The following is a 20,577-nucleotide window of genomic DNA, read 5'->3' as shown; positions in this document are numbered from 1 at the left end:
CTGGATGAACGGTTTAAAACGAAAACCCTTTTCCACGGCCCCTTCATGGGGCCGTGTTTTTTTAAAATAAGCAGGCAGCCTTTGCAGCGAGACCGCAGGCAGGATTTAACGGATTTGCTCAAAGCAGAGGTTGGCGATGTTGATGTAGTCGGCGGCGGACAGTTCTTCCGGGCGGCGCTGCCCGTCCACAAAGGCCTCGGCAAACACATCGGACCAGTGCCGTACCGAAGCCAGCTGTCCTTCGGCAAAATGAACACAGGCCTTGAGCATTTTGCGTCGATGGCTCATAAACAGATGCACAACCTGCCGGAAAACATCCATATTGTGAATCTGAGCGGCCTTTTGGGGATTTCGGACGAATTGAACCATGGCGGAATCCACCTGCGGACGCGGCCAGAAAACCGTTGGGGGCAGATGCTTGAGATAGTGCAGGTCTCCCGTAGCCGTCATCAAAATACTCAAGGGGCTGTATTCTTTGTGTCCCGGAACAGCGGCCATGCGTTCGGCGACTTCCTTCTGGACAGTCACGGTCATCGCCTCCGCCGTCAGCGGCCCGGCAATCAGATTGGCCATCACACTGGAGGCCACATTGTACGGCAGATTGGACACCAGCAGCAGCCGCCCCCCCGTTTCCTCCAGGGCCTTCTGAACCGCATCCAGAACAGCATGGTTGAGGGTATTTTTGCTTTCGAGGACATCTCCGCACAGAAGCGTGAGGTTGTCGGCACCGGCCAGGCGTTTTTGAACAATGCCGAAGAGAACAGGGTCATACTCAACTCCGACAACCCGGCCGCCGTGCAGCAGCAGTTCTTCGGTTAACGAACCGGTGCCGCAGCCGACCTCCAGCACCACATCGCCGGAATGCACCGCCGCGGACTGCACCAGAACCCGCATCAGATTCAGGTCAATCAGGAAGTTCTGCCCCAGCCGATGCTTGGGACGAGTGCCCGCCGCCGCCAGCAACTGTTCAATTTCCTGTTTGGTCTGCATGGCTGTTCTTTTGAGCTTTTCGACTTCTCCGGATTGTCGCCATTTCAATCGCCGTGCGGATGGCCTGTTTCATACTGGCCTCGCTGGCGATCCCCTTGCCCGCAATATCAAACGCCGTTCCGTGAGAAGGCGAGGTGCGGATAATGGGGATGCCGATGGTTACATTGACCGCCTCCTCAAAGGCAAGCATCTTAACGGGAATCAGCCCCTGGTCATGGTACATCGCCACAACGCCGTCAAACTCTCCGCGCGCGGCTTTAACAAAAAGCGTATCCGCCGGAAACGGACCTTCGCATCGAATGCCGACTTCCTGCGCCAGGAGCATGGCCGGACGAATAATCCGCTGCTCCTCGTCGCCGAACTGGCCGTCTTCGCCGGCGTGGGGGTTGAGTCCCGCTACAGCAATCCGCGGATTTTTGATTCCGAAATAATCCTGCAAAGCCGTGTTCAACAGGTCAATGGGCTCAAAGACACAGCCGATGGTAAACTTATGGCGAATTTCAAAAAGGGCCTCGTGAATCGTCGCCAACGCCAGCTTTAGGGGCCCGGCGACAAACATCATCGCCTTGCGGGGGCTTTTGCAGCAGTCGGCAAGCAGCTCGGTATGACCCGGCCAGGGGGCATCCGCCAGTTTCCAGCTGGTTTTGCTGATGGGGGCAGTCACGACCGCGTCGATAATCCCGTCCCGGGCGGCCTGAACGGCATCCAGGCAAAAACGGATGGAGCATTCCCCGCTGATGCGCGTGGGCCGGTGAATGTAGGACGGCAGGGAATATTCATCATAGTCAGCCACAACCACCTGACGCGGGTAATCGCGGCTGATTTTTTCGTGCGGGTGGCGAATCCAAAACGGCGGCACCTCCGCCAAGTCCGCCGCATATTCGAGCTGCTCATCCAGACCGAAAATAATAAATTTGGCCTGCCGGCGCAGGAGCGGGTCCGCCAGGGCTTTTACGATAATCTCCGGACCGATGCCTCCCGGGTCGCCCATCGTAATCCCAATCGTCAGCGGGTTGGAAGCCGAATTGTCCAGCGTATGCTCAGCCATTGGGTGAATACCCCCACGAACGCAGGACCTCCGGGTCCAGTGCGGCGGACGGTCCGGCGGTCTTGTGCAGCAGGTTTCGGACAATCTTGACCAGAATATCCGTTTCAATATTCACCTCATCCCCCGTTTTGGATTCTTTCCATGTTGTCTGGGCCAGCGTAGCCGGGATAAGGGCCACGGTAAACCCCTTTTCATCTAAGGAGGCTATCGTCAAGCTGATGCCGTCCACTGCGACAGACCCTTTTTCAACCATTTGCTCCAGAAGGGCGGCCGGCGCTTCGATTCGAAACTCGGCAAAGTCCCCGCGCCGGCGGATTTCGGCAATCCTTCCGATGCCGTCCACATGCCCCTGTACGAAATGGCCTCCGAAACGCCCGTCGGCCCGCATCGCCCGTTCGAGATTGACCCTTTGTCCGCTGCGGAGCGTCTTTAAGGTGCTGCGCCGCAGGGTTTCCGGGCTCACATCGAAGACAGCCGTCGTATTCTGCAAAGCCGTTACGGTCAGGCAGACCCCATTGACGGAAATACTGTCCCCTACTCGGGTCCCTTCCGCAGCGGCTCCCAGGTCGATTTCCGCCTGCAGCCCGCCGCCCCGGGGACGAGTCCCTCGAACAAGACCTGTCTGTTCTACAATACCCGTAAACATCGTTTCGCCGTCCATCTTTTCTAAGATGCCGTTTATCCTACCTTTAGAATACGCAAAAAGCAAACGGCATTTCCCTCATGCGAGCTTTCAAGCTTCCAGAACGGTTTCAAAAAAAGGTTTCTTTTTCGGCTCGTTTCCGATAAGATAGTAAACTCGAATGGGTGGGAATGCAGAACTCATAAAATCAGGATATGGGCAGGAGTTTTCTATGAAAAAAGGAATGATTTATAGACAATTCTCAATACTGCTTTGGGCTGTCTGGCTCTTGGCCTTAAGCGGCATTGTTTTCGGCGGTGCAGCCCCCCGCAGACCTCGAAGCCCGGAACAAATGGGAGCAGCGCAGACGGAAGACCCGCGACGACAGGCACTGCTTCAGCAGGCTCAGGAGGCCGCCGGGCTGCTGGAAAAAGCCCTGGATGACTTCTTTACCCAAATCAACGAATACAAAAATCCCGGCGAGCTTTATGTCAAATCGGCTTCCGCCCTGCTCGAGGACAGCCGCCGACATATGATGATGTTTGAAGACCCGGCCAAGGCCCGTTATATGCTGCTGCAGGGCTGGGTCGAATACTGCACGGGAGCGGTTGAATCTGCGCTGACTTCCAGCGCGCGGGCCTGCCGGATGGATGCGTCCAATCGGGACGCGTGGGTTTCGCAGCAGTTCTTTTCGCTGCTGCTTTCCAAACGTCCGATTCAGCCGCGTGCCGTTCGCCCGGCCATGCAGCGAAATCCGATGGGGATGGGCGCTGGGCCGGAAATGATGCCGGAAATGACCGGACAATCCCTCTACGGAACCACCGGAAAACTGGACTTTAATCCGGAATCCCTGCGGATGGATTTGATTGGAAAGACCCTCAAGCCGTTTTACGGGGCTTTTCTGGATGGAAAATCCTTTGATTATCAGCCCAATCAGGCCGTCTTGTGTCTATTCATTTGGGAGGTTCCGGCGGAAAATCTGATTGAGAAAAAACCGGAAGACGCCGGCCAGCCGCTGCTTTATACCCCCGCTCGGCAAACCCCGGCGGCCGGTCCGGGCGAAGAGACGGCCGCATCCCCGGACGGCCAAACCGGTTCGAGTTTTGCCGCCCAGCTGGAGGCCGTTGAAATCCTCAAGGAGCAAACCGCCAAAGCCGGCAAAAAAGACATCCTTTTCCTGAGCGTGATTACCAATAAACCCGACCAAAAACCTGCCGTTCAGCGGTATTTGAACGAGAACCCGCATCCGCTGCCGATTCTTTATGCCGCCGCCAACACGCCGGATTTGGTGATGGATGCGAAAAGTCCGTTTACGGCGATTGTTGACAAAAACGGCCAGTTCCGATTTGCCGGCTCGGCGGAAGGATTTATGCTTCCGATGCTCCTGCGAAACCTGACGGGTTTCGCCTTCACCAAACCGGTCCAGCAGACCCCTGCGGCATCGGGGGAAGACATTGTGCCGGGTGTAAGACCGGCGGACCCAAACCGCCCGGCTCCTGTACCGGCGGACCCCAATTCCCGGATGATGTCAGCGGCTCGGGGCCCGGTTGAAAGCGATGAGTATAATGAACTGTGCGGGGCCAACGAGCTGGCAGCGGCACAGGATTTTTTTTTGCAGGCTGCCGGCAAACGCTTCATTTCCTATCGAAGAGGGGTGGAACTTTGCCGGCAGGTTATCCGCAACTGCCCCAACTCCAAAAATGCCGAAGCCGCCCGCGAACTGCTGCGAACCAAAATCCCGGAAGACCAGCGGGAATCCCTCGGCCTGACCAAAGAGGAACTGGGGCTTTAACTAAAGGAGATTTTTCATGTCATCTTCCTCCTCAGACGGGACTTTGCCTGTCCTGACGGTTGCGGCGGACTGTCTTCCCGAGGCGTGGGAAAAGGCGGTGCTGGCGGTGTGGGATTACGGGCTGACGATTCCGACCCAGTATGACCGCCCGGGCGACCCGCCCAGCAAAGATGCCACTGTGATGATTACCGTAAGCGACCCCTTCCGGGAGCCGCGGATTCACAAAAACTTCCCCGGCGGACCGGAGGAACTGGAGGCGTATCGGCAGGAGGTAGTGGACGGCATTCACGATCACTGGATTGACCCGGCGGCGGGCAAATGGACCTACACCTATCATCAGCGGCTGTTTGCCTACTGTCCGACGGAAGACCTGCGAAATCCCAACAGTCCAAAACCCTTTGCCCCCGTCAATCAAATCGAGTCTTTGGTGGAGGCCCTGGCGGCCTGTCACTATACCCGTCGGGCCCAGGCGATTACCTGGATGCCTACGGCGGACCCGAAAACACAAGACCCGCCCTGCCTGCAGCGTATCTGGTGCCGTCTGACGGAAGACAGCCGAGGCGGGTTTGTGCTGAATATGAACACTCATTGGCGAAGCCGGGATTTATACAAGGCCTGGTTTATGAATGCCTACGCCCTGACGGACCTTCAGCGGACAATCGCCGAGCGCCTGGCCGGCAAACTGGGCAAGCCGGTCCGCGTCGGCCGCTATGTTGATATCAGCGATTCGCTCCATATCTACGGTTCCTATCTGAAGGATGCGGGCATCGAAGTGGAAAAGATGCGCACCACCCCCTTTACGCTGCGGGCGTGGGAGTCCACCTATCCGGCCTTTGCCTTGATGACGGAAGAAGCCCGCGCGAAACTGGCTCAAGACCCTGATTGGTACGCCCGTGCGAAAGGATAATTTTGCGATGACCATAAACCCTCGAACCCGCTTTTTTGTTTTGGCTCTTTCTGTTCTTTTCCTTCTTGACGCCGGCTGTTCAACCGTCTGGCACTATGTCGCACCGGCGGAAACAGACATCTCTTTTTATCAGCCGCCGACCGCCAAAGAACCGCTTTCCAATCCCGTCGGCGAGCGTCCGAAAAATGTCATCCTGTGCATTGGGGACGGGATGGGCATCAACCAGATTGCGCTGGCTCGTCAGGCCGCAGCCGGGGCGGACGGGCGGCTGTGGATGGAGCGAATGCCTTATACGGCTCTGGTGTACACACACAATATCCGCGGAGAGGTGACGGATTCGGCGGCGGGGATTACGGCCCTGATGTGCGGCATCAAGACCCGCAACGACCGAATCGGACAGGATTCCAAAGGAGCAGACTGGATATCGATTGCCGAGCGGCTTCAGCAGGAAGGATACCGCATAGGAGCGGTGGCCACGTCTACGATTACTCATGCCACGCCGGCGGGCTTGGCTGCGCATATTCACGACCGCAACCTGGAGGCCCAAATCGCCGTCCAGCTGTTCGAAAGCCGAGCGGATGTCCTGCTGGGCGGCGGACGCAAATACTGGCTGCCGCAGCCGCAAGGGGTTCGAACCGACGGGCGAAATCTGCCGGCGGAAGCCGAAGCGGCGGGCTGGCAGGTCATCTCTTCAAAGGAACAGCTCGGGGCCTTGTCCTCCGGACGGGTGCTTGGTTTTTTTGCCTCGGATGCGATGACTACCCTGCCGCCGGAACCGACCCTGGCGGAAATGACTCAGGCGGCCCTTCGGATTTTAAGCCGCACAACACCGCCTAAACCCTTTTTCCTCCTGATGGAAGGCAGCCAGATTGACTGGTGCTGTCATGCAAATGATGCCAAGGCCGCCGTTCGTCAGACGCTGCTGTTTGATATGGCGGTGCGTGAGGCGCTCGAGTTTGCCGCCGCCGACAAACAAACCCTCGTCCTGGTGACCGCCGACCACGAAACCGGCGGACTGACCCTTTACGGCGGCGGACCGAAACCCAATTGGATGAAGTCCGAATGGTCGTCCAAAAATCACAGCAATGGGCCGGTGATTCTGCTGGCCTTCGGGCCCGGGGCTGAACACTTTACCGGTGTGCTGGACAATACGGACATCCCGCGGCGAATCGCCCGGCTTCTGGGCATCTCCGATTTTCCAAAACCCCGCCGCAAACAATCCGCTGCGGCACACGCCGCTTTGGAAACGGCCGCGCTGAACTAAAGGAGGTGTTGGATGATTCGCAAGGCCTTTGTGATGCAGGTTTATCCCGGACAGGAGGCCGAATATGAAAAGCGTCACAATCCCATCTGGCCCCAGCTGGAGCAGACCCTTTTGGAGCACGGCGTAAAGAGCTACTCCATCTTTCTGGACCCGCAGACGAATCAGCTGTTCGGCTATGCAGAAATCGAAGACGAGGAACGCTGGAACGCTGTGGCCCGGACGGAAATCTGTCAAAAATGGTGGGCCTATATGAAGGAGATTATGCCGTCAAATCCGGACAACAGCCCCGTCCAGCGGCCTCTTCGGGAGGTCTTTCATATCGAATCGTCCCCCGAAAACCGGACGAAATAAAACCGGCTCTTGTACACCCGACCGGCGGGCCCTATAATGGCCTCTTAGAATCCGTTTTGTTGAACAACAACACCCAGATTGAGGGTCTGTTTGAATGCGAATCGTCTTTTTCGGCTCATCGGAGTTCGGGCTTCCGTGTCTGGAAGCCGTCCTGCAAAGCCGGCATACTCTGGCAGGGATTTTCACGCAGCCGGCTCGTCCGGCGGGACGTCATCGCCAGCCCAGGCCGACGCCGGTTCGTCTCTGGTGTGAACAGAAAGGACTGGACTGCCGGGAAAGCGAGAACATCAACGATCCGGAATGGGCCGAAAAGGTCGCCGCCTGCAAGGGCGAGCTGCTTTTGGTTATCGCCTTCGGCCAGAAAATCAGCCGGCCGGTCATCAACCTCTTTCCGTATGGGGCGATTAACGTTCACGCTTCGCTGCTTCCGAAATACCGCGGGGCTGCCCCAATTCACTGGGCCCTGATGAACGGCGAAACCAAAACCGGCATCAGCATCATCACGCTGGCCGATCGGATGGATGCCGGAGACATTCTGGCCCAGTCCTCTCTGGCAATCGAACCGGAGGACAACGCCCAGACCCTTCACGACCGGCTGGCCGCCCTGGCAGTGCCGGTCCTGATGCAGACGCTGGACAATATCGAAGCCGGACGGGTTGTCCTGATACCCCAGGATGAATCCGAGGTTACCTATGCACCGAAACTGAAGAAAGAACACGGGTTTATCGACTGGAGCCGACCGGCGTCGGCGGTCGTCAATCAAATCCGGGCCCTGTGGCCCTGGCCGGGTGCACAGGCGGTCTATGTTTCCGGAAAGACAGGCCGCTCCTGGCGGGTGATTATCCAGAAGGCCCGGGCGGTTTCGGCCAGCAATTCCGCCTATCAGCCCTGCGGAATGCTCAATGAAAATCTGGACGTCTGGTGCGGTCAGGACGCCGTGCGGATTGAGTGGATTAAGCCGGCCGGGTCCGACCTGATGCCGTTCAGTGCCTTCGTCAACGGCCGGGCCTGTCAGCCGGGTGATTTATTCCTGCCGCTGGAAAAAGTTCTGAAGGGAGTCCTCGAATGAAATCCTTTGGTTCTTCCAATCGGGGTCTGGCCGCAGGGATTCTGCTCAGCTGGGAAGAGGGAAAGCATACCGCCTCGGAGCTGCTGGAACAAACCCTGCCGGAAGCCGAATCCAGAGGACAGGTGACGGATTTGGTGCTGGGGGTTCTGAGAAACCGGACGCTGCTGGATACGGTGCTGACGGCGGCGGCGGAGCTGAAGCCGTCTTTCGTGGAAAAAGACCTGATGACGCTGCTGCGGCTGGGGGCGTTTGAGCTGCTCTTCTGCCCGGACACAGCGGAATATGCGGTTGTGAATGAAACGGCCTCGCTGGCGGGCAAACAGGCCCGGCGGCGCGGTTTCATCAATGCGGTCCTGCGGCGCGTGCAGCGGCTGATTGAAAACCGACGCTGTCCCCGGGAAGGCAGCGACCGGCGCCGGTGGATTCCCGCCAAGGCCGGAACAGGATGTCTGCTGAAAGAACCGCTCCTGCCGGACCCGGACAGCCAAATGCTCGAGTATTGCAGCATTGCGTTTTCGATTCCGAAATGGCTGACGGAACGATGGCTGGCGGCCTATGGACCGGACAATCTGCTCTCCATCTGTGCGGCTTCCAACCGGATTCCCGCCATCATCCTGCAGCCGAATCTGCTGAAAACCACCGCCCCGCGTCTGGCGGAGCTGCTTAAATCAGAGGCCGTCCACGCCGAGCTGAACACCGAGCAGACGATGCTGCGCATTCATACGCATCGGTATCTGGCGGACTTATGGACGTTTCAGAAAGGGTATTTCTTTATCCAGGACCCGACGGCGGCCCGGGCGGCTTCGATGCTGCCGGTTCAGCCGGGGTCGGTTGTGCTGGATTTTTGCGCCGCCCCCGGGGGGAAAACCATTCAGCTGGCGATGAAAATGAAGAATCAGGGACGGATTCTGGCGGTGGATGCCGACAGCCGGCGGCTCCAAAAGGTCGAGGAGAACTGTCGGCGGCTGGAAATCAGCTGTGTGCAGTGTGTTCGGCCGGAGCAAATCAAGGAGGCGTTAGGAACCAAAAACAAGGTCTCGGCCGTTCTGCTGGATGTCCCCTGTTCCAATACGGGGGTGATGGCGCGGCGCGTGGAAGTGCGATGGCGGCTCAAGCCCGAATCCATCCCCGAGATGGTTCAAACCCAAAAAGACCTGCTCGAACAGGCCGCCGGGTATGTCCGCAAACACGGAACGCTGGTGTACTCGACCTGTTCCATCCTGCCGGAGGAAAATCAGCAGGTCGTTCAGGACTTTCTGGCCAACCATCCATCGTTTACGCTTGAACAGGAAGAATTGACCCTGCCTTCCTGCGGCTCACAGACAGATTTTGGACACGACGGCGGATACGCCGCTCTTTTGCGGAAAACATAAATCATACATAAATCATTCTGTCCTGCGGCAAAAAGAAATGGTTTCCTATGCGTTGCTATCTGGACATTGAAACAACGGGCTTAAGTCCGAAAAATGCAGAGATTACGGTCGTCGGGCTGGCGCTGGAACGGGGGCCGATGCTCGAAGTCATCCAGCTGGTCAGTCCGGGCATCGAAGAGCGGTCCATTCGAGCCGCCCTGGAGGGCGTGACAACCATTTACACCTACAACGGGCACCGGTTTGACCTGCCGTTTCTGCGCAAACGTCTGGGAATTCATCTGGAAAAATCCTTTGTTCACTGCGACCTGATGTTTTCCTGCTGGCAGCAGGAACTCAAAGGCGGACTGAAACGGGTTGAGCAAAAACTGAATATCCGCCGCCGGCTCAAAGACATCAACGGCTGGATGGCGGTGCAGCTGTGGCGGGATTATACGGAAAACGGCGACCCGGACGCTCTGCAGACCCTGCTGGACTACAATCAGGAAGACGTGGTGAATCTGCAAACCCTGCGGATTCGTCTTAATATCCCTTAAAATAAAGCAAAAAGAAAGGAGTTCTCGTATGAAACGCTGTCTGTCCACTCTTGTCCTGCTGACCCTATTGGCAGGATGCTCCACCGTTCCGGAAAAGAAAGAAACACGGGATGTCCTCAGTGCGGAAGTGCAGGAGGCGATTGCCCTGTTCAAATCCGCTGACCCGAGCATCCAGTCCTTTTTTGATAATGCCTACGGCTATGCGGTGTTTCCGCGAGTGACCAAAGGAGCGTTCTGGGTCGGCGGGGCCTACGGGCGCGGCGAGGTCTTCGAACGCGGACGCAAAATCGGTTATGCCAGTCTGTCGCAGGCCACCCTGGGTTTCTCCTTCGGAGGAGAATTCTTCCGCGAAATCGTCTTCTTCCGCCAGAAACAGGACCTGGACCGCTTCCGTTCGGGCGAGTTTGCCTTTTCGGCACAGGCCACCGCTACGGCTGTCACGATCGGGGCGGCCGCCAAGTCGGACTACAAAGACGGAATGGCGGTCTTCATGATGGCCGACCGCGGCCTGATGGTGGATGCCTCCGTCGGCGGACAGAAGTTTAAGTTTGTCGAAGGCGTAATGAAATAGGTCAAGCAAAACGACATCGTCAACTGGAACCATTTTGGGAAAGGGACAAAAATGAAGGAAAGCAAGACACACAGCAGGATAAGAAAACCGGGGATTCTTCTGATGGTCGGACTGCTGTCAGCGGCGGCCTGGTCGGCCCAGCTGACCATTCAAGCCGACCAGCCCAAAGACACAATTGCCCCGGAAATCTACGGGCACTTCGCCGAGCATCTGGGGCGATGCATTTATGACGGCATCTGGGTCGGAGAGGACTCGCCGATTCCCAACATTCGCGGCATCCGGCTGGATGTGCTGGAGGCCCTCAAAGCGCTGAATGTTCCTGTGCTGCGCTGGCCGGGCGGATGTTTTGCCGATGAATACCACTGGAAAGAAGGCATCGGCCCGCGGGACAAACGCCCGAAAATGGTCAACACCCACTGGGGCATGGTCACGGAAACCAACGCCTTCGGCACCCACGAATTTCTGGATTTGTGCGAGCTGCTGGGCTGTGAGGCGTATGTAGCGGGCAATGTCGGCTCGGGCACCGTCGAGGAAATGCAGGACTGGGTGGAATACATGACCTTTGACGGCGACAGCGAGATGGCCAATCTGCGGCGGGCCAACGGACGGGAAAAACCCTGGAAGGTCAAATATTTCGGCATCGGCAATGAGAACTGGGGCTGCGGCGGCCATATGACCCCGGAATACTACAGCGACCTTTACAAACGTTACGCCACCTATGTCCGCAGCTATTCGGGCAACGAAATCGTCAAAATCGCCTGCGGTCCGGGCGGGGTGGACTATCACTGGACCGAAGTCGTGATGAAAAACTGCCACCGCCATATGGATGCGCTTGCCCAGCACTATTATGTCCGCGGCACGGGCACCTGGGGAGAGAATGAAAAAGGCAGCGCCACACAGTTTGATGAAAAAGAGTGGTTTGCCCTGATGAAAAATACCCTCGAGGTGGATGAAGTAATTCGCAAAGTCAAGGAGATTATGGACAAATACGACCCGCAGAAGCGGGTGGCCCTGTTTGTGGATGAATGGGGCACGTGGTGGGATGCCGAGCCCGGCACCAATCCGGCGTTTCTCTATCAGCAGAATACGCTGCGGGACGCCCTGTCGGCGGGCATCTTTTTGAATGTCTTCAATCACCACTGCGACCGGGTCAAGATGGGGAACATCGCTCAGACAGTCAACGTTCTTCAGGCGATGATTCTGACCGAAGGCGACAAGATGCTTCTGACACCGACCTACCATGTTTTCGAAATGTACAAGGTGCACCAGGGCGGACGGCTGCTGCCGACGAAGCTGACCTGCGAGGATTACACGTTTGACAAACAGAAGATTCCGGCTCTGCATGTATCCGCCTCCAAAGGCAAGGACGGGGCGGTGTATGTCTCCATCTGCAATCTGAATCCGAACAAGCCGGCTTCGCTGAACTGCACGGTTGAAGGGCTTAAAGTCGGCTCCGTCACCGGACGAGTCCTGACGGCCGAGACCATGCAGGCCCATAACACCTTCGAGAAGCCGAACACGGTCAAACCCGCCCCGCTGAGCGGCATTCAGGTCAAAGACGGCAAAATCTCCGTCACCCTGCCCGCCCGCTCCGTGAGCGTGCTGAAAATCGTCCAGTAGGAGAACGGTCTCAAAACGAAAAACCGCCGGCCTGAAAAACCGGCGGTTTTTTTATTGCGACACCGTCTTTTGCAAAAAAACCTTTCATGAATTTCTTATTCGCATTTTCCCCAAAATATGGTTAATTATATCGTCGAAAGGGGTTTTGACACGACGGAATCAGCGATGAAGATTGACTACGATTTTCACATTCATACGGAATATTGCGGGCACGCCCCGACGATGACGATTGAGGCCATCTGCCGACGGGCGGATGAGGCGGGGCTGCGGATGATTGCCATTACAGACCATACAACTCAACCGGACAAAAAGGCCCCTGTGGAGCAGATTCGCCGCCTGGTTCAGCAGTTTCAACCTCACTGCCGGGTCATCGTCGGAGCAGAAATCGACGTGGATGGACAGCGGGATGACGGCCGTCTGATGGTTAACGACTTCTCAGGTCTTGATTACGTAATCGCCGGCTTTCATTATGTTCCCACCAAAGGCCATTACCCCTGGAAGCCGGAACAGCGGGGGCTGGATGAAGAAACATTCCTGCGGGTCTGGGAAAAAACCCTGCTGGGTATTGTCTCCAACCCGGCGATTGATACACTGGCCCACCCGGGACGGCTGCTGGCCTCGTGTATGCAGCTGGACGTCCACGGGGAACGAGCCCTGAAGGTCTTTCAGGAAGCGGCCGTACTGTCGGCCAAAAATGAGATTGCCTGGGAAATCAACGAACTGACCGGCTCCCGGCTGGCTCATAACGGACTTTGGTTCTGGATTCGGCTGTACCAGATTGCCCTCGAGGCCGGGGTTCGGCTGATTTACGGTTCGGACTCCCACGAACCGGAGTCGATTGGGTCCTGTACCTTCACAAAAGAGATTTTGCGGCATCTGCCGAGTAATGCGTTGTCGAAGCCGGAAGACCTACCGGCAGCGAAGCGATGGAAAAATCCAATCTGATTCTGATTGGCATGCCCGGAGCGGGCAAGAGCACCCTGGGGGTCCTTCTGGCCAAGGCCCTGCGGCGGGATTTTCTGGATACAGATGTCGCCCTTCAGAGGCGGCAGAACAAGACCCTGCGGGAACTGATTGCCCAACTGGGGCTGGAGGGCTTCTGCAGGCTGGAAGAGGACTATCTGACCCAACTGGATGTTCATCATACGGTCATTGCCACCGGCGGCAGTGCGGTTTATTATGAATCGGCCATGAAGCATCTGAAGCAGAACGGCTATGCCCTGTACCTGCAGGTGCCGCTGGAAACGCTTCAGAAGCGGCTGGCGGATATGTCGGCTCGAGGGGTGGTTATCGAACCGGGCCAGACGCTGCAGACGCTTTTTGAAAAACGAACGCCCCTGTATGAAAAATACGCCGACCTGACCATTTCCCTGTCCGGCCTGACCCACGAGCAGGCCCTGCAGCGAATCCTGCAGCATCTTTCGTGCTTTTTCGATATTCGGCCGGTCGGCTGAGGAACGCGGCTGATTGGACTCCTGCCGCTTTGTCTTCTCTTAAGCAATACAGGTGACCTCGCTGGATTCCCGCCTGCGCGGGAAGGACGGCTTTTTTCCTATTTGAAAGCTTTGGAGGGCAGGATTCGGGAACGACACAGGGGGCCTGTCAAATAACAACTCGTTGTTCACAAAACCAGAGGCGACATTTCTCCCTCTTGAAAAACCGCTGCGGGTTAATTGCGGAGTGAGTGGATGGGGGCGGGCATTCGTCCGCGGCGGAGCACAAAAGCCCTCGAGGCACGCCGACTGACAGGCATAATCGGTGCAGAGCCCAGCAGCCCCCCGAAATGAACCATCTGGCCCGGCTTTTTGCCCGGAACGGGGATAACCCGCACGCTGGTGGTCTTGTTATTGATGATGCCGATAGACAATTCATCGGCAATCAGGGCACTGAGAACATCGGGCGGCGTGCTGCCGGGGACGGCGAACATATCCATCCCGACGGAGCAGACGCTGGTAAGGGCCTCCAGTTTTTCAAGCGTTAAAGCCCCCTGCCGCACGGCCCGAATCATTCCGGCATCCTCACTGACGGGAATAAAGGTGCCGGAAAGGCCGCCGACATGCCCGGAGGCCATCGAGCCGCCCTTTTTGACGGCGTCAATCAGCAATGCCAGAGCGGCAGTGGTGCCCGGCCGGCCCATTCGGCTTACGCCCATCGCCTCGATGATTTCCGCCACGGAGTCCCCCGCACGGGGAGTCGCGGCCAGGGAGATGTCCACAATGCCGAATTCAACACCAAGCAGGTCAGCAACTTCCCGTCCGATGAGCTCCCCGGCCCGGGTAATCTTAAAGACGGTTCGTTTGATGACTTCGGACAATTCCGTCAAATCGCAGTCCGGGTTCTGCTCGACAACGGCTTTGACGACGCCCGGGCCGCTGATGCCGACATTGAGAGCAAAATCCGGCTCGCCCGCCCCGTGATGAGCACCGGCCATAAAAGGATTGTCATCAGGCACGTTGGCAAAGACGGCCACTTTGGCGCAGCCGATGCCGTTTTTGCTGCGGAAGGCCAGCTCTTTGAGGATATGGCCGAACCGTTCGACGGCAGTCATATTCAATCCGGCACGGGTGGAGCCCATGTTGAAATAGGAGCAGACCCGATGCGTCTGCGAAAGAGCGACGGGCAGGGCCTGCATCAGATTCTCGGCAGAGGCGGTCAGCCCTTTTTGCACGTGGGCGCCGAAGCCGCCGATGAAATCAATGTCGCCGGCGGCAGCCGAGCGGTCAAGCATCCGGGCGACCGCAACAGCAACGGTTTTGGTTTTGGGAAGCGGCTCCAGAAGAATCGAAACAGGCGTGACGGCAATGCGGCGGTTGATGATGGGAATGCCGTATTTGGCCTGCATTTTGTCGGCAGCGGCATTGAGCTGCCTGCCCATGTGTTCAATCCGCTGGCCGGCGCGACCGCAGAAATGGTCCAAGTCGCGGTCCATGCAGTCTTTAAGGTTGATGCCCAGCGTAAGTGTGCGGATGTCAAAGTTCTGCCGAAGCGTCATATTGACGGTTTCAAAGATTTCTTCGACGGTAATCGACATAGACCATCCTCATTGCACAAGATTTTCACCCTCGGCCGTGCAGACGGCGCAACGGCCTTGTCCGGAAAGTACTCTACCAATTTGACGGACAATCTGCAAAAAAAAGTTGACCGCCGCAGGCTGATTCGCCGCCAATAACAAAAAAGCGGACAGAGAACGGAATCCCTGTCCGCTTGAAAAACGCAAGCCAACGACCCGGATTAGGCAGCGCCGCCGCCCTGCTCGCGAATGACAAACCCCTGCGGGGCCAGACCGGTGGAGGAGGGAGTACCGGCAATGCGGGCCAGATATGTATTGCCCATCTTCTTGATGTGCTGGTCCACATTGTCAAAGTAGTTAAAATGGGACTGTTCCTCCTCAATGATGGTCTCGAAGAGCTTCTGGCTGACAGAATCGCCGTTTTCCCGGCAGACCGCGGCAAACTGGTTGTACACATCGATGGTGTGGTCTTCGAGGTTGGCATCAAAGGGGAAGATTTTTTCGACTTCCTGCCCCCGGATGGTCTTGGCAGCCGGCTCAGCCGTCGGTTCGCCGCCCAGCTCTTTAATGCGTTCGGCAAAGGCCTCCGCATGGCGCATCTCATCAATCGCAATGAGCTTCATATTGGCGGCCAGCTCGCCATAATCCATATCATCCAGACCGTAATGCTGATTCATATACTGGGAGATGGCCTGCAGCTCCATCGCCCGGGCTTTGTTAAGCACCTCAATCACTTTTGCCTTTTTGTCCTTTGCACTTTTGGCCATAGTCTTTCTCCCTTCGCTTTTGGTTCCGGTATATCCTGATTTCAGGAAATTCTAAACGAATCGAACCCCAAAATCCAGCCGATTTTGTGGGGAAAAACAATCAGAAACGTCCCTACCGAGCTTGCGGAAATGGAATTATCCGCTTTGCAAATGGAAGTCGAGAGAGTAAAATCCGGACTTTGTCAAAATCCTTGAGGACGAAACAAGTTATGTTTTTTCTGCTGCATCGATATTTGATGAAAGAGCTGCTGCGGATCTTCTTTCTGGCGACCGTGGCCCTGACGCTGATGCTCAGCGCAGGTCTTTTGGTTCCGATGATTAAGGAATACGGTGTCAGTCCGCGCCAGATGCTCAGTCTAATCGGAGATTTCTGCCCGATTACGCTGACATTTGTCATTCCAATCGCGGCCTTGTTTGCGGCGGCAATGACCTACGGACGTTTTGCGGCGGACCGGGAACTGGATGCCTGCCGAGCCGGCGGAATCGCCTTTCGAACGCTGATTCTGCCGGGCTTTTCTCTGGCCCTGGGAGCGGCCCTGGCCAACCTGATGCTCAGCTTCTATATTACCCCGGCCTTCATTCACCGCAGCGAATATCGGGTCCGGGCCGATGCCAAACAGATTTTGTTCCGCAATATCCAGCGCAAGGGCTATTGGGACCTTCCCGGAGGCCGATACAAAATTTACGCTGAACAGGCCGTTCCGGCAAACAACCTGCTGCTGGATGTGGTGATTCTGGATATTCAAAAGAATAAACCGCCGCGGATGATTACAGCCCGCCAGGCCACAGTCGATATCGAAACACATCGGCAGCATCATTCGGTCACCGTGATTACAGAGGATACCATTCGTTTTGATGAAAACCAGCCGGTTCGCGTGGGAACCATTGGGGTCAGCCGGCGGGTGCCTCCTCTTCTGGCTGATAAAATCAAGTTTCAGAAAATCGAACAGCTCAAACAGATTCAGGCGGACAAACTTCAGTTCGGACCGGTTTATGATTTGGCCCTGACGGTCCGGGCTCAAACCATTATCGAGCGTCTGGCTGAAGAAGGCCGTCAGACCCTGAACAACCCGCAGGAGTATCTGAGGTTTCGCTCCGCTGACGGGGGACGGGAATATCTTTTGCGGGCGAAAGGACTGGAAGTAAACCAGGAACGGCAGATTGAGCTGATCGGACCCGTGCGGCTGCTGGAAATCCTGCCCTATCGGAACAACGAGGTCTATTGTCGGTATGAAAGCGACCATGGACGGATTACTCTCGAAGATGACCGGATTGAACGAGGGCTGGAACTGATTCTGGAAACCCCGCAGTGGCAGCTGGCCGGAGGCATCAAAGGAACCGCTCTGCAGAAAGTGATTCCGGACCTGCCGATTCCGGAAGGAATTCTGGAGGGACTTCGGACGGACACACTGCTGCAGACCCTGACCGGAAACGATTTGTCCGCCAAAGGCCTCCGCATTTCCGCTCCGAGCCGATTCCTGGAAGCACTTCAGAAACAGCTGCAGGAGCGGCTCGTCCAGGTGGACAATCAGCTGATCAGCGAGATTCATTCCCGGCTGGTCCTGGGACTCGGATGCATCCCGCTGATTGTAACAGGAATCTGTCTGGGGATTTTGTTCCGCGGAGGACATATTCTCAGCGCCTTCGGGGCCAGTACAATCCCGGGAGCTGTGCTGATTGTGTTTATCCTGTCGGGCAAGCAGCTGACCAAAAATCCGGCCGCCGGACCGGAGGTTGGGATTGCCGTGATGTGGGGCGGGCTGGTTTTGCTGACCATGCTGGCGTGGATTCTGTATCGGAAAATCAGTCGGGTTTGAAAGCGGACAGAACGATGCGGCTGCTGGATCGATATATCGCCAAAAACTTTCTGGTCGGGTATTTCATTTCCTTCTTTGTCCTAATCGGGATGTGCATCACCCTGGATTTGTTTGTCAATATTGACGAGTTTGTCGAACAGTCCGGACAGGGAAAAGGCGTGCTGCTGCGGCACATTTTGTCGTACTACGGCCCGCAGACAGCCCTGTGGTTTCGGCATCTGGCGGGGATGATTACGGTGATTGCAGCGGTCTTTTCGCTGGCCCGAATGACCAAAAACAATGAGCTGATTGCCGTAATGGCCTCCGGAATCAGTCTCAAACGCATTTTGGCACCGATTCTGCTGCTGGCGGTGCTGCTGATGGGGCTCCAGATAGCAGATGAAGAATTTCTGATTCCGCGGCTGGCGAGCGATTTGACGCGGGGACGGGATGAAATCGGCCAGCCCCGCCGTTTTCCGTTCTGGTTTATCAGCTCTCCAGAGGGTCATCTGTTCTGCGGCCGGGAATACAATGAATCCACCCGAACTGTAGAGGATGCCTTTGTCATCCTTCGTCAGCAGGATGCGTCCGGACAGCGATGGACGGTTATCGGACAAGTGGAAGCCGCCCGAGCGGTGTATGATGCATCGCGGAAGGGCTGGGTGCTGGAACACGGCCGGCGAATGAATGTCCTGCCGGAACAGGAAGGGCCTACCTCTTTGACCTCCGTAGAGCCAATCGATTTTCTGGCCAGCAATCTGAGACCGGAAGACATCGGGCTTCGCCGTCAGGAAGGGTACAAGTCTCTGCTGAGTTTCGGCCAGATTGAAGAACTTCTGAACTATCCGGGCACGCGAAAAACGGATTTGGCGGAACTGATTCTCCAAAAGCATTCGAGGATTGTGGACCCAATTATGAACCTGATTGTTCTGATGGCGGCGCTTCCGGTTCTGATTCGGCGAGACCCCAAAGAAATAAAATCGGCCATCTTGATCAGCTTTCTGACCACACTCGGCTGTTTTCTGACCGTTTTTCTGTGCAAACTGTTCGCCACCGAAAGCATTGGAGGGCAGGTCTGGCCGGAAATCTGGGTTTGGGCGCCGGTTTTTCTGTTCCTCCCAATCGCCCTGCTTCAGATTGACGCGATGAAAACATAACAGGGGTTGGCTTTCATCTGTTTTTATCAATTTTTCGTCCGATAAAAATCTTTTTTATTCCCCACCTGCCTTGCATTTTTCAAAAAAACAAAAGTTTTCCTATTTTTGCTATATTCCCCAGATTAACTTTGACGATAATAAAGACTGCAACGATTCAGACACTTTTAGGGAGAAAAGGTTATGGACGGCACACTGGTCGAACAGCGTAAGGAAGTGCGAACGGAATTGAGTTGGCCGGTAAGCGTCTGGCTGCCTGGCGCCAACCGCTTTTTCAACGGGCGAAGCGTAAATGTCAGCAAAGGCGGGGCCTATTTGACCATTCCTCTGACAGCTCCGGTCCGCCCGGGACAAGAGGTCGAATTAAACTTCCCGCGAACAGCCCATCTGGCTCATCAGAAAGGGCAGTATGCCCGCATCAAAACCGGCAAGGTGGTTCGGGTGGATCGCACCCGAATGATGAGTGAAGGCGTGCTGGGACTGGCGGTTCAATTCCTGCAGGAGCAGGAGTAAGCACCCGCCGGACGCCGGCCGTTCTCGGAACGGAGTCAGAGTTTCACGGGCCGGCAGAGACGGTTTTTGTCGGCGGCCGTGCGCCCGCACAGCTTGCACACATACTGGGAGTTTTCCACCAGTTTTTTGTACTGTTCCCAGTGCGTGTGATGAAAATGGAGGTTGATGAGATAACACAGGTGTTTGTTGTGTCCGGGATGCGGCATTCCGGGCTGATGCATAACCATACCTTTCCTTACCAAAATTCCGCCGCACTGAAAGAAGTACTGACAAACCAGGCGGCCTATCCTGAGTATAAACGGCTTTTCCTGAAGGGCAAGCGAAAAACCGCTTGCCGAAGCTTGGGCGCACAGTACAATAGGCCGAATGGACCTGAAAACACCAGAGAACACAGAAAACCAATACTGTCGGCGGCGGCCCCTGACACGAATCCAGAAACTCATCGGCCGAACGATGCTGGAGGCCAAGCAGACCAAGGCCTTCGGATATTATTCGGTCTGGGCGGATGTGACGGATATGGTAGCCATGCGCAAGGAATACAGCCGGCAGACCGGCATTCGCCTGACTACCAACGACCTCGTTTTGACGGCTATGGTCCGCGCTGCTGCCGTGTTTCCGCAAGTCTGCGCCAAACCAAACCTCCAGGCGGGGCTCTGGGAGGTTCCGGAAAAAATCGGTCTGGGATTTGCCGTCGCCGCCCCGCAGGGGCTGGTGGTACCGGTGATTCAGGATGCCGGACGCCTGACACTGGCGGAGATGGCGGAGGCCTCTGATGCCCTGCTTCGACGGGCGAGGGCGAATCGGCTTACCCCGGACGATTTTGACGGAGCAACCCTGGTTTTGAGCGGCCTGGGAATGTACGGTATTGAATGGTTTTATGCCATTGCGCCGCCTTCGGCCAACGGGATTCTGTCCATCGGATACATCGCCGATGACGTTGTGCCGCTTGAGGGAAAGCCGGTGATTCGAAAACTGCTGAATGTGTCTCTGGCCATTGACCAGTGTGCAGCTGATGAGATTACCGCTGCGGCCTTTCTTCGGAAAATCGCCGACCTTCTGGAAGCTCCGTGGACACTGACGGACAAGCCCACCCTGCCGATTTCTTCCAGCGACTGATACTTTTTTTTCAAGAAAGCAAAAAAAGGGAAGCCATGGTAGATCGTACCCCCGCAATGCATATTCTTCTTTGGTCATATA

21 protein-coding genes are annotated in these 20,577 nt (G+C 56.4%); 15 read left to right on the top strand and 6 right to left on the bottom strand.

Annotated features, from left to right (window positions below):
• Positions 1–105: 105 nt before the first annotated feature.
• The 3 genes from rsmA to WHS88_02055 are packed head-to-tail and all read right to left on the bottom strand — an operon-like array spanning position 106 to position 2,699.
• Positions 106–990 (bottom strand): 16S rRNA (adenine(1518)-N(6)/adenine(1519)-N(6))-dimethyltransferase RsmA, encoded by an 885-nt coding sequence (gene rsmA / locus WHS88_02065; protein ID MEJ5258954.1) that lies wholly within the window; start codon positions 988–990, stop codon positions 106–108.
• Complete coding sequence (gene pdxA / locus WHS88_02060) at positions 968–2,038, bottom strand: 4-hydroxythreonine-4-phosphate dehydrogenase PdxA (GenBank protein ID MEJ5258953.1); 1,071 nt, start codon at positions 2,036–2,038, stop codon at positions 968–970. The genes rsmA and pdxA overlap by 23 nt, the downstream gene beginning before the upstream one ends.
• Positions 2,031–2,699, bottom strand: a complete 669-nt coding sequence (locus WHS88_02055; protein ID MEJ5258952.1) for a riboflavin synthase — start codon at positions 2,697–2,699, stop codon at positions 2,031–2,033. Before WHS88_02055 ends, pdxA begins: the two co-directional genes overlap by 8 nt.
• A 193-nt stretch (positions 2,700–2,892) precedes the next feature.
• On the opposite strand from WHS88_02055, the gene WHS88_02050 reads away from it, so the two are divergent.
• The 11 genes from WHS88_02050 to WHS88_02000 all read left to right on the top strand — a co-directional run bounded on the left by WHS88_02050 (position 2,893) and on the right by WHS88_02000 (position 13,594).
• A complete protein-coding gene (locus WHS88_02050; GenBank protein ID MEJ5258951.1) occupies positions 2,893–4,452 on the top strand; it encodes a hypothetical protein in 1,560 nt (519 codons plus the stop codon).
• Between the two features lie 16 nt (positions 4,453–4,468).
• Complete coding sequence (locus WHS88_02045; GenBank protein ID MEJ5258950.1) at positions 4,469–5,359, top strand: thymidylate synthase; 891 nt, start codon at positions 4,469–4,471, stop codon at positions 5,357–5,359.
• 7 nt (positions 5,360–5,366) lie between these two features.
• Entirely contained in the window at positions 5,367–6,623 is a 1,257-nt protein-coding gene (locus tag WHS88_02040) for an alkaline phosphatase (GenBank protein ID MEJ5258949.1), read from the top strand.
• A 12-nt stretch (positions 6,624–6,635) separates the two neighbouring features.
• Positions 6,636–6,974: an L-rhamnose mutarotase gene (rhaM, locus tag WHS88_02035; protein ID MEJ5258948.1), complete on the top strand. Its 339-nt coding sequence runs from the start codon at positions 6,636–6,638 to the stop codon at positions 6,972–6,974.
• Positions 6,975–7,068: 94 nt separating this feature from the next.
• On the top strand, positions 7,069–8,043 hold the full coding sequence (fmt, locus tag WHS88_02030; GenBank protein MEJ5258947.1) for a methionyl-tRNA formyltransferase: 975 nt from the start codon (positions 7,069–7,071) through the stop codon (positions 8,041–8,043).
• Complete coding sequence (locus WHS88_02025) at positions 8,040–9,416, top strand: transcription antitermination factor NusB (GenBank protein MEJ5258946.1); 1,377 nt, start codon at positions 8,040–8,042, stop codon at positions 9,414–9,416. Before fmt ends, WHS88_02025 begins: the two co-directional genes overlap by 4 nt.
• A gap of 47 nt (positions 9,417–9,463) precedes the next feature.
• Positions 9,464–9,949, top strand: a complete 486-nt coding sequence (locus WHS88_02020) for a ribonuclease H-like domain-containing protein (GenBank protein ID MEJ5258945.1) — start codon at positions 9,464–9,466, stop codon at positions 9,947–9,949.
• Positions 9,950–9,977: 28 nt separating this feature from the next.
• A complete protein-coding gene (locus tag WHS88_02015; GenBank protein ID MEJ5258944.1) occupies positions 9,978–10,520 on the top strand; it encodes a lipid-binding SYLF domain-containing protein in 543 nt (180 codons plus the stop codon).
• Positions 10,521–10,571: 51 nt separating this feature from the next.
• Positions 10,572–12,140, top strand: coding sequence for an alpha-N-arabinofuranosidase (locus WHS88_02010; GenBank protein ID MEJ5258943.1), 1,569 nt, complete (start codon positions 10,572–10,574; stop codon positions 12,138–12,140).
• 165 nt (positions 12,141–12,305) lie between these two features.
• A complete protein-coding gene (locus WHS88_02005) occupies positions 12,306–13,085 on the top strand; it encodes a PHP domain-containing protein (GenBank protein ID MEJ5258942.1) in 780 nt (259 codons plus the stop codon).
• A complete protein-coding gene (locus WHS88_02000) occupies positions 13,067–13,594 on the top strand; it encodes a shikimate kinase (GenBank protein ID MEJ5258941.1) in 528 nt (175 codons plus the stop codon). Before WHS88_02005 ends, WHS88_02000 begins: the two co-directional genes overlap by 19 nt.
• Before the next feature lie 215 nt (positions 13,595–13,809).
• On the opposite strand, the gene WHS88_01995 is transcribed toward WHS88_02000, so the two are convergent.
• Both WHS88_01995 and WHS88_01990 read right to left on the bottom strand, forming a co-directional pair.
• Positions 13,810–15,171: a PFL family protein gene (locus WHS88_01995; GenBank protein ID MEJ5258940.1), complete on the bottom strand. Its 1,362-nt coding sequence runs from the start codon at positions 15,169–15,171 to the stop codon at positions 13,810–13,812.
• A gap of 200 nt (positions 15,172–15,371) precedes the next feature.
• Complete coding sequence (locus WHS88_01990; protein MEJ5258939.1) at positions 15,372–15,917, bottom strand: bacterioferritin; 546 nt, start codon at positions 15,915–15,917, stop codon at positions 15,372–15,374.
• Between the two features lie 209 nt (positions 15,918–16,126).
• Here WHS88_01990 and WHS88_01985 point away from each other — a divergent pair, with 209 nt between their 5' ends.
• The 3 genes from WHS88_01985 (at position 16,127) to WHS88_01975 (ending at position 19,380) form a co-directional block, all read left to right on the top strand.
• The gene (locus tag WHS88_01985) at positions 16,127–17,734 is read left to right on the top strand and encodes an LptF/LptG family permease (protein MEJ5258938.1); all 1,608 of its coding nucleotides are present in this window, start codon (positions 16,127–16,129) and stop codon (positions 17,732–17,734) included.
• Entirely contained in the window at positions 17,731–18,870 is a 1,140-nt protein-coding gene (locus tag WHS88_01980) for an LptF/LptG family permease (protein ID MEJ5258937.1), read from the top strand. The genes WHS88_01985 and WHS88_01980 overlap by 4 nt, the downstream gene beginning before the upstream one ends.
• Before the next feature lie 180 nt (positions 18,871–19,050).
• Positions 19,051–19,380, top strand: coding sequence for a PilZ domain-containing protein (locus WHS88_01975; protein MEJ5258936.1), 330 nt, complete (start codon positions 19,051–19,053; stop codon positions 19,378–19,380).
• Between the two features lie 35 nt (positions 19,381–19,415).
• Here WHS88_01975 and WHS88_01970 read toward each other — a convergent pair whose 3' ends face one another.
• A complete protein-coding gene (locus tag WHS88_01970) occupies positions 19,416–19,607 on the bottom strand; it encodes a hypothetical protein (protein MEJ5258935.1) in 192 nt (63 codons plus the stop codon).
• Between the two features lie 139 nt (positions 19,608–19,746).
• Here WHS88_01970 and WHS88_01965 point away from each other — a divergent pair, with 139 nt between their 5' ends.
• Entirely contained in the window at positions 19,747–20,496 is a 750-nt protein-coding gene (locus tag WHS88_01965; protein MEJ5258934.1) for a 2-oxo acid dehydrogenase subunit E2, read from the top strand.
• The last annotated feature ends 81 nt before the right edge of the window (positions 20,497–20,577 follow it).

It is taken from the genome of Anaerohalosphaeraceae bacterium (genome assembly GCA_037479115.1).
Classification (GTDB): domain Bacteria; phylum Planctomycetota; class Phycisphaerae; order Sedimentisphaerales; family Anaerohalosphaeraceae; genus JAHDQI01.
The sequence above is the reverse complement of the archived record's forward strand: the minus strand, read 5'-3'. Positions and strand labels throughout refer to the sequence as shown.